This is a genomic window from Burkholderia contaminans, assembly GCF_029633825.1.
GTDB lineage: Bacteria > Pseudomonadota > Gammaproteobacteria > Burkholderiales > Burkholderiaceae > Burkholderia > Burkholderia contaminans.
This window is the reverse complement of the sequence record NZ_CP090640.1, coordinates 79,810-95,686: the sequence shown is the minus strand read 5'-3', so window position 1 is coordinate 95,686 and position 15,877 is coordinate 79,810. Positions and strand designations below refer to the sequence as shown.

Here is a 15,877-nt window from a genome sequence, read left to right as displayed (position 1 = left end):
TAGTCGTCGTGGCGGGCGGCGCGTGGCGCCGCCGGTCGGGCGCGCGCGGCGCGGGCAGCCCGGCATTGTAACGCCGGGCCGGCTGCATGCCGGGCGGGCGCCTAGCGCGCCCGTTCGTGCCCGAGCTTCAGGAAGCGGTAGTACACGGTTTCCGCGTTGAACACGGCGATCATGAAACCGGCGCGACCGTCGAGGAAGCCGCGGCGCAGCACGTAGGTGCGCACGAATGCCCGAGCGCCGCGCGCGAGCGCCTTGCCGAAGCCGCCGCGCTGGCCGGCGGCGCGGCGCTGGCGCGCGCCGGCCGTCGAATAGGCGTCGAGCTTGCGCACGACGGTTTCGAAATCCTCGTACGAGTAGTGCATCAGCTTGCCGGACAGCCGCTGCGCGGCGCCGTCGAACACGAGGCGTTCGTGCACGAGATCGTCCGAGAAGCGCGCGGCGCCGCGCCGGAACAGGCGCGGGATCCAGTCGGGATACCAGCCGCTGTGATGGATCCACTGGCCGCAGAAGCTCGACAGACGGTCGACTGCATAGACCTGCGCGGCCGGCGCGCGGATCGTGTCGCGGATCGACTGCGCGAGTTCCGGGGTGACGACTTCGTCGGTATCGAGGGACAGGATCCAGTCGGTGTCGAGCGCGTCGAGCGCGCGGTTCTTCTGCGGGCCGAATCCCGGCCAGTCGCGCTCGACGATCACGCGCGCGCCGTGTGCCTGCGCGATCGCGACGGTATCGTCGGTGCTGCCGCCGTCGATGACGACGACATCGTCGGCGAACGACAGCGCGGCCAGGCACTGTGCGAGCCGCGCGGACGCGTTGAGGGCGATGAGGGCGACGCCGAGGGAGGGTTCAGCCATGAAATCGTCGGAAAAGGCGGAGAAAACGGTGAGCGGCAGTATACCCGCGGCCCGGCCGCCGCCCGCAGCCGCCATGACCGTGCCGGCGGGGGCGGTGCGGCTATAATGTTGAGCCCTTTTCGGCACCCGCCCGACAGGGCGACATTCCGGGCGGCCACGTCCGGGCGCCGCTTCGCGGCTCAAGAAGGATTGCCTTGGAAACCCAGAACACTCTTCGCAAACCGATGGACGGCACGGGCACCTCGCCCGTGACGGTCCTCAAGCGCCTGTGGCCGTACATCCGGCCGCTGATCGGCATCGTGGTGCTCGCCGTGATGACGATGGGCGTCGTCGCGGCCACCGAGGCCGGTATCCCGGCGCTGCTCAAGCCGCTGCTCGACCACGGCTTCGGCTCGCACGGCAGCGACCGCGCGAAATGGTACGTGCCGATGGCCGTGATCGGGCTCGCGCTCGTGCGCGGCGTATCGCAGTACGCATCGAATTACCTGCTCAACTACGTGTCGAACCGCATCCTGCTGCAGCTGCGGCTCGAGATGTTCCAGCGGATGCTGCACACGGGCGCGTCGTTCTTCCAGCGCGAGACGGCGAGCACCGTGATCAACGCGATCGTGTTCGAGGTCAACCAGATCCTGTCGGTGCTGACCGGCGTGATGGTCACGCTCGTGCGCGATTCGCTGACGGTGATCTTCCTGCTCGGCTACCTGTTCTACCTGAACTGGCGACTCACGCTGATCGTCGCGGTGATCCTGCCGGGCATCGGCTGGCTCGTCAGCAAGATCAACCGGCGCCTGCGCCGCCTGAACCGCGAGCACCAGACGTTGACCAACGAGCTGTCGTACATCGTCGAGGAGACGGTCGGCGGCTACAAGGTCGTGAAGGTGCACAACGGCGAAGCGTACGAGATGGACCGCTTCACGCAGATGAGCAAGCGCCTGCGCGGCTACGCGATGCGCATGACGATCTCCGGCGGCCTCGCGCAGCCGCTCACGCAGTTCCTCGCGTCGATCGCGCTCGCGGTCGTGATCACGATCGCGGTCGTGCAGTCGTCGAACGACCAGACGACGGTCGGCGGCTTCGTCGCGTTCGTCACGTCGATGCTGCTCGTGATCTCGCCGCTCAAGCACCTGATCGACGTCAACCAGCCGCTGCAGCGCGGGATGACGGCGGCCGAGCTGATCTTCGGGCTGATCGACGAACCGGCCGAGCCGCAGGGCGGCGGCCGGCCGCTGGAACATGCGCGCGGCGACATCGAGTTCCGCAACGTGACGTTCGACTACGGCACGGCCGAGCGACCGACGCTCGACCGCATCTCGTTCAAGGTCGCGCCTGGCGAGATGATCGCGCTCGCGGGCCCGTCCGGCAGCGGCAAGACGACGCTCGTGAACCTGCTGCCGCGCTTCTTCGACCCGACCGACGGGGCGATCCTGGTCGACGGCGTGCCGGTGGCCGACTACGATCTCCATGCGTTGCGCGGCCAGATGGCGATGGTCAGCCAGGACGTCGTGCTGTTCAACGACACGATCGCCGCGAACGTCGCATACGGGCAGACGCCCGACCGCGCGCGCGTGCAGGCCGCGCTCGAGGCCGCGAACCTCGCCGATGCGGTCGCCGCGATGCCCGACGGGCTCGACACGCTCGTCGGCGGCAACGGGATGCGGTTGTCCGGCGGCCAGCGCCAGCGGCTCGCGATCGCGCGCGCGATCTACAAGGACGCGCCGATCCTGATCCTCGACGAAGCGACGTCGGCGCTCGACTCGGAATCGGAGCGCCACGTGCAGGCGGCGCTCGAACGGCTGATGGAGGGCCGCACGACGCTCGTGATCGCGCACCGGCTGTCGACGATCGAGCGTGCGGACCGCATCCTCGTGCTCGAGGCCGGCAAGATCGTGGAGGAGGGCAGCCACGACGAATTGCTGCGCCACGGCGGCCTCTACGCGCACCTGCACCGGATCCAGTACCAGCAGCAGGCGGCTTAACGCGCTGTCATATGCGTGGTCATGTGCGCGGTCATGTGGCCCCGCGATACCGTGTGCTAGTCTTCATCGGGCAGTCCGAGTGGTTTCGTTCGACGTGACAACACGGAGGGAAGGCACGATGAAGAAGATGCACGGGATGATGCTGGCCGCGCTGATCGCGGCGGGTTTCGCCGCGCCGGCCGCGATGGCGCAGGACCACGACCACCACGACGACCAGGGCGGCCACGGCATGCAGCGCGGCCATGGCCCGAAACACGTGCCGCCCGGCCAGATGCGCCATGAGGACGACGCGCCGCCGCGCTGGGCCGACCAGCCGCGCCGCGAGTGGCACAAGGGCGACCGGCTTCCGCCCGAGTTCCGAGATCGCCAGTACGTGATCGACGACTGGCGCGGCTATCGCCTGAGCCCGCCGCCGCGCGGCTATCAATGGGTCGGCGTCGGCGGGGATCACCTGCTGGTGCAGATCGGTTCCGGCATCGTGCTGCGGATCGGCGACTGACCTGGCCGACGGCCCGGCCCGGATCGCGATGCCGCGATGCGCGCCGGGCAGCCGGATCAACGCGTCACTTTGCCGCCGCGTGGCGGAACCAGCGGCGCTCGATTTTCGACATCACCCAGCACACGCCCAGCGCACACACGGTGCCGAGCGTCACCTCGCCGAGCCGCATCAGCGGAATGTCCCACAGCGGGCCGTTGCCCGGAAACAGCAGCACGATCGTCGCGGTTACGCCGCCGAGCCGTGCGGCGCTGCCGACGTTCAGGCACCAGCAGCAGACAATCACGACCGCGACGGTAATCGCATACGCGACGAGTCGGTCGCCGCCGAGCGCCGCGCCGGCGAAGCCGAGCACGCCGCCGACCATCGCGCCGACGAACTGGTCGCGCGACAGCGACATCGTGTCCGAGTAGTTGTGCTGCGTCACGGCGATCGCGGTGATCGCCGCCCATACGGCCTGCTCGGTGTGCAGCGCGTGGCCGATCACGTACGCGAGGCATGCGCCGCACACGGCCTGCAGCGCCATCAGCGCGCCTTGCGCGAGCCGTTCGCTGAATGACAGCCCCTTGAACAGATCGAAGATCGACTGCTGGATCTGCTGGCGGGCTTCGTTGAGTGTCCTGATCGTATCCATCATGCGTTGGCCAAGAAGCAGGTGACGGCGGCGCGCCGGTGTCAGCGCGCCTGTTCAGGCGATGCGGCAGCCGGTTCGTCGGCGGCAGCATCACCGTTCGCGACGCGCGTTTCGGGCATCACGAGCCAGACCAGCAGCACCGCGAGCGCACCGGCGCCCGCGAGCCCGAAGAAGCTCACGGCGTTGCCGAAGTGATCGGCGACGTAGCCGGCCGCGGCCGTGCTGAGGGTCGCGCCGATCCCGGCTGCGAGCCCAAAGAGCCCGATGCACAGGTTGTAGCGGCCCTTGCCGCCCGCGACGTCGGCCGCGATCAGCGGCAGCATCACGCCGAACACGGCCGCGCTGATGCCGTCGAGCATCTGCACCGGTACCAGCAGGTACGGGCTGCTCACGCCGGCGAACAGCAGCGCGCGCACCGGCAGCGCCGAGAAGCCGAGCAGCAGGATCGGCCGGCGCCCCCAGCGTTGCGCGGAGCGGCCGACCCACGGCGACAGCATCGCGACGATCGCTTGCGGCACGATGATGCACGCGGCGATCACGAGCTGCACGTTCTCGCCCATTCCGGCTGTGACTTCGCCGGCCGCGAGGTTCAGCATCGCCGCGTTCGACAGATGGAACAGCACGACGCACGCCGCGAAGATCAGCATCCGGCGGTCGCGCAGCAGCTCGAGCAGCGTTTCGCGTTCGCCGGCTTCGTCGCGATCGTCGGGCTTCGACGACTGCGGGATCACCTCGTGTGTCGGCTGGATCATCGCGAGTGCGAACAGCGCGGGCAGCGCGAGCACGGCGGTCAGCCAGAACACCGCGCGCGCGGAGAAGTATTCGCCGGTGAGCCCCATCAGGCCCGCGGCGACCGCGCTGCCGATCGATGCCCAGCGCGCGTTGCGGCCGAGCCGGTCGCCGAGGTCGGCGCGGCCGACGAGCGAGAACGAGATCGCGGCCATGGCCGGCACGAGCATGCAGCTCGCGAAGCCGTGGAACACCTCGGCGGCGATCACCGGCACGATCGTCGGGCTCGACGCGAGCAGCACCGCGGACAGGATGATGGCCGCGATCGCCCACGCGGCCGCGCCTTTCTTGTTCTTCAGCGCATCGACGGCCGCGCCGCCCGGCACCTGGCTGACCATCGCGCTGATCGTGCCGATCGACAGCACCATGCCGATCTCGCCCTGCGTCCACTTGTGCGACGCGAGGTAGGACGCGATGAACGGACCGAACCCTGTTTGAACGTTTGCAACGAAGAAGTTGAGCCAGTCGAGGGACCGGAGACTGCGTGCGCTGACGGAATGCTTGATCGTCATCGGGTCGCGCTCGCAGACGAAGCCGGTGCCGGGGCAACGGGCGGGAAAACCGCGACGATCGGCTTGTCGGCCGCGTAGGGCGGCGACGCCTTGATCTGTGCGTCGTTCAGGTCGAGCTGCGGATGCAGCGCCTTGTCGCGCGTGACGAAGCGCAGCGCGCCCCAGCTCGCGGCGATCGAACGGCGGTCGGTATTGACTAGACCGCCGAGGTCGAGCACGACCGCCTGCGGCTGCGACGCGCGGTCGATCAGCACGTCGACGATCCGGCCGATCTTCGTGCCGTTCGGGCGCTCGACGTCGCTGTCGAGCATCGGCAGCCGCGTCGCGGGCGAGGCCGCTGCCGAGCCGGACAGCGGCACGGCCTTGGGCCGCGCGGCCGGCGGCAGGTCGCCCGACGGCACGTCGAGCACGATCGGCTCCTGTTTGCCGCCCGGCGTGAAGCGGAACACGTTCCACGGGAAGATGACCTTGCGGTCGCCCACGCCCATGAAGCCCTGCAGGTTGACGATCATCTCGCGCGGCTTGCCGCTCGCGTCGGTCACCATGTCGACCGCGCGGCCGATCACCTTGCCGTTGCGGCGCGCGACTTCGCTGTCGAGCAGCGCATGGATCTGGGTGCGGTCGAGCGGGCGCGTCGCGACGATCGGCGGCGGCGGAGGCGGCGGCGGTGTCGGCGATTCCGGGCGTTGCACGGGCTTCGGCCGCGGGACTTCGCGGTGCGGCTTCTTCGGCGCTTCCGGTTCTTCCGGGTGCGTCAGTGCCGGCATGGGCGGCATCGTCAGCGGCTTGCCGGCGGTTTCCTCGACGGGCTCGACGAGCGCCTCGCTGATCGGCGCGGGCGGATTCTGCACCGGCAGCAGCCCGCAGCCGGACAGCAGCGCGGCGGCGGCGAGGATCAGGAAGACCGTCGAGGACGGCAACGACTTGCTGCGGGATGCGGGAAACGGAAGTCCGCCGCTCATTGACACTCACTCCATGGGTCGGGGGCGGCCCGAGGGCACGCGGCTGGCGATGGATGGCGGGTGCGGGCGGCGCACCACGCGAGGTGAGATTTTAACGTGTCTTGCTTTCAGGTCCGATTTCGACGGCTGGATGGAGGCAGACTGTCGGGAAAAGGAAGGGATCGCGGGGCGATGCGAACGGGTGACCGGCGGTGACATGCGAGGCGTGCCCGCTGCACGCCTCGCGTGGGTCCGGCGCGCGCGCCGGACGAAGCAGGGGAAACCGGAAACTCAGGCTTCCGGGTACCACGCGTCGGTGAATTCGCTGACCTTGACGTCCGACAGTTCCGGCCGTGCGGCCAGCCAGCCGCGCACGAGCTCGCGGTCGGCGTCGGTCGTCGTGCCGCGCGGCGCGCCGGAAATCACGTAAGCGCCGATGCCTTCGTCCGCCGACGCGACGGTCAGCAGCCCGTTCGCCTCGACGAAATCGATGAACGCATCGATCAGTTCGCCGCGCTCGAGGTCGGTCATTTCGTTGCGGTAATGCGCGGTGGCATTGAACGCGAGTTCCTGGAATTCGCCGATGTGGAGTTTCTTGCGCTGGCGGCGGTTGTGGCCTTGGCTCATGGTGTGTGGTGAATGCGAAAAGGGTAGGGTGAAAGGGCGGCGGCGGGTGCCGGCGCGACATGCGCGGGCGGCCCGGGCGCCGCATCGAAGCGCCGCGCGGCGATGCCGGCGGCGGATGGACGGAACGTTACATCAGCACGATATCGTACTGCTCCTGGCTCAGGTTCGACTCGACCTGCAGCGACACCGGCTTGCCGATGAAGTCGATCAGCATCGCGAGATGCTGCGACTCCTCGTCGAGGAACAGGTCGATCACCTGCTGCGCGGCGATCACGCGGAATTCGCGCGGGTTGAACTGCCGCGACTCGCGCAGGATCTCGCGCAGGATGTCGTAGCACACGGTGCGCGACGTTTTCACCTGGCCCTTGCCCTGGCAGGTCGGGCACGGCTCGCACAGCACGTGCGCGAGCGATTCGCGCGTGCGCTTGCGCGTCATCTCGACGAGCCCGAGCTGCGAGAAGCCGTTGACCGTCACGCGCGTGCGGTCGCGCGACAGCGCCTTCTTCAACTCGGACAGCACCGCGTCGCGATGCTCGGCGTTCTCCATGTCGATGAAGTCGATGATGATGATCCCGCCGAGGTTGCGCAGCCGCAGCTGCCGCGCGATCGTGTGCGCGGCCTCGAGGTTGGTCTTGAAGATCGTGTCGTCGAAGTTGCGTGCGCCGACGTAGCCGCCGGTGTTCACGTCGATCGTCGTCATCGCCTCGGTCTGGTCGATCATCAGGTAACCGCCCGACTTCAGGTCGACGCGGCGCGACAGCGCGCGCTGGATCTCCGTCTCGATGTTGTACAGGTCGAACAGCGGACGCTCGCCCGTGTAGTGGTGCAGCTTCGGGCTCACGGCCGGCGTGAATTCGCCCGCGAATTCCGAGAGGCGCTGGTACGTCTCGCGCGAATCGACCTGGATGCGCGTCGTGTCGTCGTTCGCGAAATCGCGCAGCACGCGCTGCGCGAGATCGAGATCCTGGTACAGCAGGCTCGTTGCCGGCAGCCGCTGCGCCTGGGCGACGATCGTCGCCCACGTCTTGCGCAGGTACGTGACGTCGCCGGCGAGCTCGTCGGAGGTGGCATCCTCGGCGATCGTGCGCACGATGTAGCCGCCTTTCTCGTCCGCTGGGATCACGGCCGTCAGGCGTGCGCGCACGGCCTCGCGTTCGGCCTCGCTCTCGATCTTCTGCGAGATGCCGATATGCGGCTCCTGCGGCAGGTAGACGAGCGTTCGGCCCGCGATGCTGACCTGCGTCGACAGCCGCGCGCCCTTCGTGCCGATCGGATCCTTGATCACCTGGACCATCAGCGTCTGGCCTTCGAACACGATCTTCTCGATCGGCTGGTGCGGCGTGCCCGACTGCGGCTCGCCCGCGAGGCGCGGATGCCAGATGTCGGCGACGTGCAGGAATGCCGCGCGTTCGAGGCCGATGTCGATGAACGCCGACTGCATGCCGGGCAGCACGCGCACGACCTTGCCGAGATAGATGTTGCCGACCCGCCCGCGCGACAGCGTGCGCTCGACGTGAAGCTCCTGCACCGCGCCTTGCTGGACGAGTGCGACCCGCGTTTCCTGCGGCGTGAGGTTGATCAGGATTTCTTCGTTCATGGTGGGTTCAGAAGGCGACGCGCGCGGTGCGTAGCAGCGCGGCAGTCTCAAAAAGGGGCAGACCCATGATACCCGAATGGGAACCGTCGATTCGCTCGATGAATTCGGCCGCGCGCCCCTGGATCGCGTACGCGCCGGCCTTGCCGAACGGCTCGCCCGATTCGACGTAGCGCGCGTATGCGTCGCGCGACGCGGCCGCGAAACGCACCGACGAGCGCGACAGCGCGGGCGGCAGCAGTTCGCCGTCGGCATCGATCACGGCGACGGCGGTCAGCACCGCGTGTTCGCGGCCCGCGAGGCGCGTCAGCATCGCGAGCGCGTCATCGGCGTCGGCCGGCTTGCCGAGGATCGCGCCGTCGATCGTGACGGTCGTATCGGCGACCAGCACCGGCGAGGCCGGCTTGCCGCTTGCGACGAGGCGCGCACGCGCAGCCTCGGCCTTGGCGATGGTCACGCGCCGCACGTACGCATCGGCGGCTTCGCCGGGCAGCTCGGCCTCGAGCGCCTCGGCATCCTCGTCGGGGCGCGGCAGCAGCAGCTCGAAGCGTACGCCGATCTGCTGCAGCAGCTCCTGGCGGCGCGGGCTTTGCGAAGCGAGGTAGAGGAACGGGAAAAGCGCGGGGGACGTGCTGGACGGCATGGTGTCGTTATCTCGGTATGCGCGCGTGGCGCGCGTCTCGAGGACGACACGTCATGCGCGGTGGTAGGGGTGATTCTGCGTGATGCTCCACGCCCGGTAAAGCTGTTCGGCGAGCAGCACGCGCACCATCCCGTGCGGCAGCGTCATGCTCGAGATGCGCAGCAGTGTATCGGCACGCGCTTTCAGCTCCGGATCGAGCCCGTCGGCACCGCCGATCACGAACGCGACGTCGCGGCCGTCCTGCTGCCAGCCGGGCAGCGCCTGCGCGAGCTGCATCGTGGTCCAGTCGCGGCCGCGCTCGTCGAGCGCGACGAGACGCGCGCCCTTCGGCAACGCGGCCTCGATCTTCTGCCGCTCGGCCGCCATCACGCTTTCGGCGCTGCGGCCGCCCGAACGCAGTTCGGGCTTGATCTCGCGCAACTCGATGCGCAGCTCGGGCGGCATCCGCTTCGTGTATTCGTCGAAGCCGGATGCGATCCAGCCCGGCATCTTGTGGCCGACCGCAAGGATGAAAAGCTTCATCGGAAGACGCGTAACGACTCGAAGCTCAACGGCGGCGAGCGGCCGTCTTGCGCGCCGGGCGTGCGGGCGCGGTTTCCTCTTCTTCGTCGTCGTCGCCTTCGCTGGCCGTGGCGAAGCCGTTCCCCTTGCCGCCGCCGAGCTTCATCCGCACGGGCTTGTCGCCCCAGATTTCCTCGAGGTTGTAGTACTGGCGCAGGGCCGGTTGCAGGATGTGCACGACCGCGTCGCCGCAGTCGACCAGCACCCATTCGCCGGTGTCTTCGCCCTCGGAGCTGACGATGTCGCCGCCGGCTTCCTTGACCTTGTCACGCACGCTCGACGCGAGCGCCTTGGTCTGGCGGTTGGAGGTGCCCGAAGCGACGACCACGCGGTCGAACAGTTCGGTCAGGTGGCTGGTGTTGAACACCTTGATGTCTTGCGCCTTGACGTCTTCGAGGGCGTCGACGATCACGCGCTGCAGTTTGCGAATATCCATGGATTCAGGAATGGTAGAGGCGATGTTGAAGAATATAGGCCCATACGGCGGCCGGCACATGTTCGGCCGATGCGTCGGGCATTTGCGCATGGCGTGCGATGCATTCGCGCAGGTGGGCGCGGATGTCGGTCGCGGCAATGTCGAACGAAAGGGTCGTATCGATCAGCAGGTGGCCTGCCGGCGTGGCCTTGAGCACGTCGGCGCCGGCCTGCCGCGCGGCGATTTCCTGCGCGACGTCCGGCGGCGCCGCGCCGAGGTCGAACCCCGGGCGCGTCGACACGCAGATGTGCGCGTAGTCGAACAGCGTGCGCCAGTCGCGCCACGTGTCGAGGCGCACGAGCTGGTCGGCGCCGATCAGCAGCGACAGCGATGCGCGCGGGCCGATCCGCTTGCGCCAGCGCGCGAGCGTCTCGACCGTGTAGGTCGGGCCGGCGTGCTCGATCTCGTCGGTGGCGACGGTCACGGTCACACCCGGCACGGACAGCGAGCCGGCGGCCGCGCGCGTCATCGCGAGCCGATGCTCGGCGGCCGACACGTCGCGCTTCTGGTACGGCTGCCCGGCGGGCAGCAGCACGAGTTCGGTCAGGCCGAGCAGCTCGGCGAACCGGCGCGCGAGCGCGAGATGGCCGTCGTGGATCGGGTCGAAAGTGCCGCCCAGCAAGCCGATACGACGCGGCAGCGGGGTGGGGCTGGCGGTGGTGTCCAGAAACGCGTCCTTGTCTTGAAGCAGGGTCAGACCCAGTCGCGCGGCACGATGAAGTCGCTGTACAGGCGCGCTTCCGGCGAACCCGGTTCGGGTTGCCAGTTGTAGCGCCAGTTCGCGACCGGCGGCATCGACATCAGGATCGACTCGGTCCGGCCGCCGCTTTGCAGGCCGAACAGCGTGCCGCGGTCGAATACGAGGTTGAATTCAACGTAGCGGCCGCGGCGGTACGCCTGGAAATCGCGCTCGCGCTCGCCGTACGGCAGCTCGGCGCGCCGCTCGACGATCGGCAGGTAGGCCTGCAGGAACGCGTCGCCGACGCTTTGCATCATGTCAAACGATCGTTCGAAACCGGGCTCCGAGAAATCGTCGAAGAAGATCCCGCCGATGCCGCGCATCTCGTTGCGGTGCTTCAGGAAGAAATATTCGTCGCACCATTTCTTGAAGCGCGGGTAGAGCTCGACGCCGAACGGGTCGAGCGCATCCTTGCAGGTCTGGTGGAAATGGCGGGCGTCGTCCTCGAAACCGTAAACCGGTGTCAGATCCATGCCGCCGCCGAACCAGAACACGGGCTCCTCGCCCGGTTTCGTCGCGATCAGCATCCGCACGTTCATGTGTACGGTCGGGCAGTACGGATTGCGCGGATGCAGCACCAGCGACACGCCGAGCGCCTCGAAGCCGCGGCCCGCGAGTTGCGGGCGCGCCGCGCTCGCCGACGGCGGCAGCGCATCGCCCGCGACGTCGGAAAAGCCGATCCCCGCGCGTTCGAACACGCGGCCGCCTTCGAGAATCCGCGTGCAGCCGCCGCCACGCAGGCGCTCGGCCGGACCGCGCTGCCATGCATCGGTCGCGAGCGGCGTGCCGTCGAGCGCGCCGAGCGCGTCGGCGATGCGTGTCTGCAGGCCCTGGAGGTACGTGCGCACGCGCGCTACGTCGTAGGTCGAATCGGTCATGTCTGGACTGGGTGCCCCCGCCCGAAGCGGGGGCCGTAAAAAAGGCTTCTGCCGGGCATTCTAACGAACCCCGGCAGAGGGGCCGCCGCCGCTTGCGGGCGGGGCGGCAATTGCAACGTCACGCGCTCTTGCGGTTGAGCGCGCGGAAGCCGATGTCACGGCGGTATTGCATGCCTTCGAAATTGATCTGGTTGATCGTCTCGTACGCATGCTGCTGCGCTTCGCGTACCGAATCGGCGAGGCCGACCACGCACAGTACGCGGCCGCCGGACGTCGTCAGCTTGTCGCCGTCGAGCGTCGTGCCCGCATGGAACGTGACGGCCTGTTCGGTCTCGGCCGGGATGCCGTTGATGCGGTCGCCCTTGCGCGGCGCGTCCGGATAACCGTGCGCGGCCAGCACGACGCCCAGCGCGGTGCGGCGGTCCCAGTCGAGCTCGACCGTGTCGAGCGTGCCCGCGATCGCCTGCTCGACGACCTTCGAGAAATCGCTCTTCAGGCGCGCCATGATCGGCTGCGTTTCCGGGTCGCCCATCCGGCAGTTGAACTCGAGCGTGCGCGGATTGCCTTCCTTGTCGATCATCAGGCCCGCATACAGGAAGCCCGTGAAGCGGATGCCGTCCTTCTCCATCCCGCGCACGGTCGGCATGATGATCTCGCGCATCACGCGTGCGTGCATCTGCGGCGTGACGATCGGCGCGGGCGAATACGCACCCATGCCGCCGGTGTTCGGGCCGCGATCTTCGTCGAGGAGGCGCTTGTGGTCCTGGCTGGACGCCAGCGCCAGCGCATGCTTGCCGTCGACCATCACGATGAAGCTCGCTTCCTCACCATCGAGGAATTCCTCGATCACGACGCGCGCGCCCGCATCGCCGAGCTTGTTGCCCGACAGCATCATGTCGACCGCTTCGTGCGCTTCTTCGAGCGTCATCGCGACGACGACGCCCTTGCCGGCCGCGAGGCCGTCGGCCTTCACGACGATCGGCGCACCCTTCGCGTCGATGTACGCGTGCGCGGCAGCCACGTCGGAGAACGTTTCGTACTCGGCGGTCGGGATGCCGTGGCGCTTCATGAACGCCTTCGCGAAATCCTTCGAGCTCTCGAGCTGCGCGGCTTCGCGGGTCGGCCCGAAGACCTTCAGGCCGCGCGCGCGGAACAGGTTGACGATGCCGGCCGCGAGCGGTGCTTCCGGCCCGACGAGCGTGAACGCGACGCCTTCGCGTTCCGCGAAATCGGCGAGTTCGTCGAGCGCCGTGATGTCGACGTTCTTCAGACGCTCGTCCTGCGCCGTGCCGCCATTGCCGGGCGCGACGTAGACCATCTGGACGCGCGGCGACTGCGCGAGCTTCCACGCCAGCGCATGTTCGCGGCCGCCGGAACCGACGACGAGTAGTTTCATGGGATTCCCCGCAGACTAGAAAACAGGGCGGCCGGCACGCTCAGGCGCGCCGGCCGCGGATTCGGTCGGGCCGCCGCCGCGACAGGAACACGGCGGCCGGCACATCATTCCTCGACGATGACGGCGTTCGTATACACGTCCTGCACGTCGTCGAGGTTCTCGAGCGCGTCGAGGAGCTTCTGCATCTTCGCCGCGTCGTCGCCGGTGAATTCGACTTCGTTCTGCGGCTTCATCGTCACTTCGGCGAGTTCGGCCTTGAAGCCCGCGGCTTCGAGCGCGTCCTTCACCGCCGAGAATGCCTGCCAGTCGCACAGCACTTCGATCGAACCGTCGTCGTTCGTGTTCACGTCGTTCGCGCCGGCTTCGAGCGCGGCTTCCATCAGCGCGTCTTCCGACGTGCCCGGTGCGAACAGGAACTGGCCGACGTGATCGAACATGAACGCGACCGAACCGTCGGTGCCCATGTTGCCGCCGAACTTCGAGAACGCATGGCGGACTTCCGCGACCGTGCGGGTGCGGTTGTCGGTCAGCGTGTCGACGATGATCGCCGCGCCGCTGATGCCGTAGCCTTCGTAACGGATTTCCTCGTAGTTCGCGCCATCCGCGCCGCCCACACCGCGATCGATCGCGCGCTTGACGTTGTCCTTCGGCATGTTCGCGTCGGCCGCCTTGTCGACCGCCAGACGCAGGCGCGGGTTCGTGTTGACGTCACCGCCGCCGAGGCGCGCCGCGACCTGGATTTCCTTGATCAGGCGGGTCCAGATCTTGCCGCGCTTCGCGTCGGCCGCTGCCTTCTTATGCTTGATGTTGGCCCATTTCGAATGACCAGCCATACCTTTCTCCGTGCCCGGGCGCACAGCGCGGGCGATTGTTTCAATGTGTCGTTGAATCGGCGGCCGTTTCGGCGGGCATGAAGCCGCGGGGCCGCGCGTGTCGAGTGGATCGAGATTTTATCACGCGGCGACCGCCGGATCGGGGCCGCCGCGCATGGCCGGACGGCCAGGCGGGCCGTCGCGGGCCGGGCCGCGCGCCGGCCGCAGCCGCGCGGCCGTACAGGGGCTCAGTTCTTGGTGCCGAACAGGCGGTCGCCCGCGTCGCCGAGGCCCGGCACGATGTACGCGTGCTCGTTCAGGTGCGAATCGAGCGACGCGACGAACAGCTTCACGTCCGGGTGCGCATCCTGGAACACCTGCACGCCTTCGGGCGCGGCGACCAGCGCGACGAACATGATGTTCGCGGCCGGCACGTTGCGGCGCTTCAGCACGTCGACCGCGTGCACGGCCGAGTAGCCGGTCGCGACCATCGGGTCGCACAGGATGAAGATGCGGTCTTCGAGATCCGGCAGGCGCACCAGGTATTCGACCGGGCGATGGTCGTCGGCGCGGTAAACGCCGATGTGGCCGACGCGGGCGGACGGAACCAGGTCGAGCAGGCCGTCCGACATCCCGATACCCGCGCGCAGCACCGGCACGATCGCCAGCTTCTTGCCCGCGATCACCGGCGCGTCGACCTCGACGAGCGGGGTTTCGACCCGCTTGGTCGTGATCGGCAGGTTGCGGGTGATCTCGTAGCCCATCAGCAGCGTGATTTCGCGCAGCAGCTCGCGGAACGTGCGTGTGGACGTGTCCTTGTCGCGCATGTGCGTGAGCTTGTGCTGGATCAGCGGATGATCGGTGATGAAGAGATTCGGGAAGCGGCTGTCCTGTTTCATGACGGGGGCGCCTTGGCGGCAAAAGAGGATCGGGGGCGGGGGCGGGCGCAAGCCGGCCGCGCGCTTATGTCGGCAATTTTACCAAGGCGCGTCGCATGATCCGGATAATATCGACGTCTCACGACAATCCGCGCGCCCGCGCCCGCCCGATTGCCCGCCTGGCCCACCCGGGGTCCATGCGCCGGCCGACGGGGCCGAGCCGGTGCGTGTCGCCACCAAGGAATCGACGATGGATCTCGGCATCGAAGGAAAGACCGCGCTCGTGTGCGCGGCAAGCAAGGGGCTCGGTCGCGGCTGCGCGGAAGCGCTGGCCGCCGAGGGCGTGAACCTCGTGATCGTCGCGCGCACGCGCGACACGCTGGAGGAAACCGCGGAGGAGATCCGCGCCGGCGCGAACGTGTCGGTGACCGCGGTCGCCTGCGACATCACGACGCCGGACGGGCGTGCGGCCGCGCTCGCCGCGTGCCCGCAGCCGGACATTCTCGTGACGAATGCCGGCGGGCCGCCGCCCGGCGACTTCCGCGACTTCTCGCACGACGACTGGATCCGCGCGCTCGAATCGAACATGCTGACGCCGATCGAGCTGATTCGTGCGACCGTCGACGGGATGATCGCGCGCGGTTTCGGCCGGATCGTCAACATCACGAGCTCGGCCGTGAAGGCGCCGATCGACGTGCTCGCGCTGTCGAACGGTGCGCGCTCGGGGCTGACCGGCTTCGTCGCGGGGTTGTCGCGCAAGGTCGCGGGGCAGGGCGTGACGATCAACAACCTGCTGCCGGGCCTGTTCGACACCGACCGGATCGCGACCACGCTCGCCGCGGCGGCGAAGGCGCAGGGTGTGAGCGTCGACGAGATGCGCGCACGGCGCACGAAGGACATCCCGGCCGGCCGCCTCGGCACGCGTGCGGAATTCGGCGCGGCGTGCGCGTTCCTGTGCAGCGTGCACGCCGGCTACATCACCGGGCAGAACTGGCTGCTCGACGGCGGTTCGTATCCGGGCACGTTCTGACGCGCGCGCCGCCTTTCACGACAACCACCTGAGACAAAGGAC

General features: G+C 68.4%; 17 protein-coding genes. 3 read left to right on the top strand and 14 right to left on the bottom strand.

What is annotated here, in order from left to right:
* Positions 1 to 101: 101 nt before the first annotated feature.
* Positions 102 to 854 (bottom strand): glycosyltransferase family 2 protein, encoded by a 753-nt coding sequence (locus LXE91_RS00490; RefSeq protein ID WP_278068102.1) that lies wholly within the window; start codon positions 852 to 854, stop codon positions 102 to 104.
* 224 nt (positions 855 to 1,078) lie between these two features.
* Between LXE91_RS00490 and msbA the strand changes: the two genes are divergently transcribed.
* Complete coding sequence (msbA, locus tag LXE91_RS00485; protein ID WP_039370450.1) at positions 1,079 to 2,830, top strand: lipid A export permease/ATP-binding protein MsbA; 1,752 nt, start codon at positions 1,079 to 1,081, stop codon at positions 2,828 to 2,830.
* A gap of 118 nt (positions 2,831 to 2,948) precedes the next feature.
* Positions 2,949 to 3,329 (top strand): RcnB family protein, encoded by a 381-nt coding sequence (locus LXE91_RS00480; RefSeq protein ID WP_039370454.1) that lies wholly within the window; start codon positions 2,949 to 2,951, stop codon positions 3,327 to 3,329.
* Positions 3,330 to 3,393: 64 nt separating this feature from the next.
* On the opposite strand, the gene LXE91_RS00475 is transcribed toward LXE91_RS00480, so the two are convergent.
* The 13 genes from LXE91_RS00475 to upp form a co-directional block, all read right to left on the bottom strand.
* Positions 3,394 to 3,960 carry an FUSC family protein gene (locus LXE91_RS00475; protein WP_039370458.1) on the bottom strand — a complete coding sequence of 189 codons (567 nt, stop codon included), beginning with the start codon at positions 3,958 to 3,960 and terminating at the stop codon, positions 3,394 to 3,396.
* Positions 3,961 to 4,001: 41 nt separating this feature from the next.
* Positions 4,002 to 5,261: an MFS transporter gene (locus LXE91_RS00470; protein ID WP_039370460.1), complete on the bottom strand. Its 1,260-nt coding sequence runs from the start codon at positions 5,259 to 5,261 to the stop codon at positions 4,002 to 4,004.
* On the bottom strand, positions 5,258 to 6,223 hold the full coding sequence (locus tag LXE91_RS00465; protein ID WP_039370462.1) for a PRC-barrel domain-containing protein: 966 nt from the start codon (positions 6,221 to 6,223) through the stop codon (positions 5,258 to 5,260). Before LXE91_RS00465 ends, LXE91_RS00470 begins: the two co-directional genes overlap by 4 nt.
* Before the next feature lie 270 nt (positions 6,224 to 6,493).
* Positions 6,494 to 6,829 (bottom strand): YggL 50S ribosome-binding family protein, encoded by a 336-nt coding sequence (locus tag LXE91_RS00460; RefSeq protein ID WP_039370464.1) that lies wholly within the window; start codon positions 6,827 to 6,829, stop codon positions 6,494 to 6,496.
* A 127-nt stretch (positions 6,830 to 6,956) separates the two neighbouring features.
* On the bottom strand, positions 6,957 to 8,426 hold the full coding sequence (gene rng, locus LXE91_RS00455; protein WP_011352748.1) for a ribonuclease G: 1,470 nt from the start codon (positions 8,424 to 8,426) through the stop codon (positions 6,957 to 6,959).
* Between the two features lie 7 nt (positions 8,427 to 8,433).
* A complete protein-coding gene (locus LXE91_RS00450; protein WP_039370469.1) occupies positions 8,434 to 9,066 on the bottom strand; it encodes a Maf family protein in 633 nt (210 codons plus the stop codon).
* Between the two features lie 51 nt (positions 9,067 to 9,117).
* Positions 9,118 to 9,588 carry a 23S rRNA (pseudouridine(1915)-N(3))-methyltransferase RlmH gene (rlmH, locus tag LXE91_RS00445; RefSeq protein WP_011352746.1) on the bottom strand — a complete coding sequence of 157 codons (471 nt, stop codon included), beginning with the start codon at positions 9,586 to 9,588 and terminating at the stop codon, positions 9,118 to 9,120.
* 25 nt (positions 9,589 to 9,613) lie between these two features.
* On the bottom strand, positions 9,614 to 10,063 hold the full coding sequence (gene rsfS, locus LXE91_RS00440; RefSeq protein WP_039370472.1) for a ribosome silencing factor: 450 nt from the start codon (positions 10,061 to 10,063) through the stop codon (positions 9,614 to 9,616).
* Positions 10,064 to 10,067: 4 nt separating this feature from the next.
* A complete protein-coding gene (locus LXE91_RS00435) occupies positions 10,068 to 10,799 on the bottom strand; it encodes a nicotinate-nucleotide adenylyltransferase (protein ID WP_046196932.1) in 732 nt (243 codons plus the stop codon).
* The gene (gene hemF, locus LXE91_RS00430) at positions 10,796 to 11,719 is read right to left on the bottom strand and encodes an oxygen-dependent coproporphyrinogen oxidase (RefSeq protein ID WP_039370475.1); all 924 of its coding nucleotides are present in this window, start codon (positions 11,717 to 11,719) and stop codon (positions 10,796 to 10,798) included. The genes LXE91_RS00435 and hemF overlap by 4 nt, the downstream gene beginning before the upstream one ends.
* Before the next feature lie 118 nt (positions 11,720 to 11,837).
* Entirely contained in the window at positions 11,838 to 13,115 is a 1,278-nt protein-coding gene (gene purD, locus LXE91_RS00425; protein WP_039370477.1) for a phosphoribosylamine--glycine ligase, read from the bottom strand.
* 104 nt (positions 13,116 to 13,219) lie between these two features.
* Positions 13,220 to 13,948, bottom strand: coding sequence for a YebC/PmpR family DNA-binding transcriptional regulator (locus LXE91_RS00420; RefSeq protein WP_046543589.1), 729 nt, complete (start codon positions 13,946 to 13,948; stop codon positions 13,220 to 13,222).
* A 227-nt stretch (positions 13,949 to 14,175) separates the two neighbouring features.
* Positions 14,176 to 14,826 carry a uracil phosphoribosyltransferase gene (gene upp / locus LXE91_RS00415; protein ID WP_011352740.1) on the bottom strand — a complete coding sequence of 217 codons (651 nt, stop codon included), beginning with the start codon at positions 14,824 to 14,826 and terminating at the stop codon, positions 14,176 to 14,178.
* 229 nt (positions 14,827 to 15,055) lie between these two features.
* On the opposite strand from upp, the gene LXE91_RS00410 reads away from it, so the two are divergent.
* Entirely contained in the window at positions 15,056 to 15,835 is a 780-nt protein-coding gene (locus LXE91_RS00410) for an SDR family oxidoreductase (RefSeq protein WP_039370482.1), read from the top strand.
* The last annotated feature ends 42 nt before the right edge of the window (positions 15,836 to 15,877 follow it).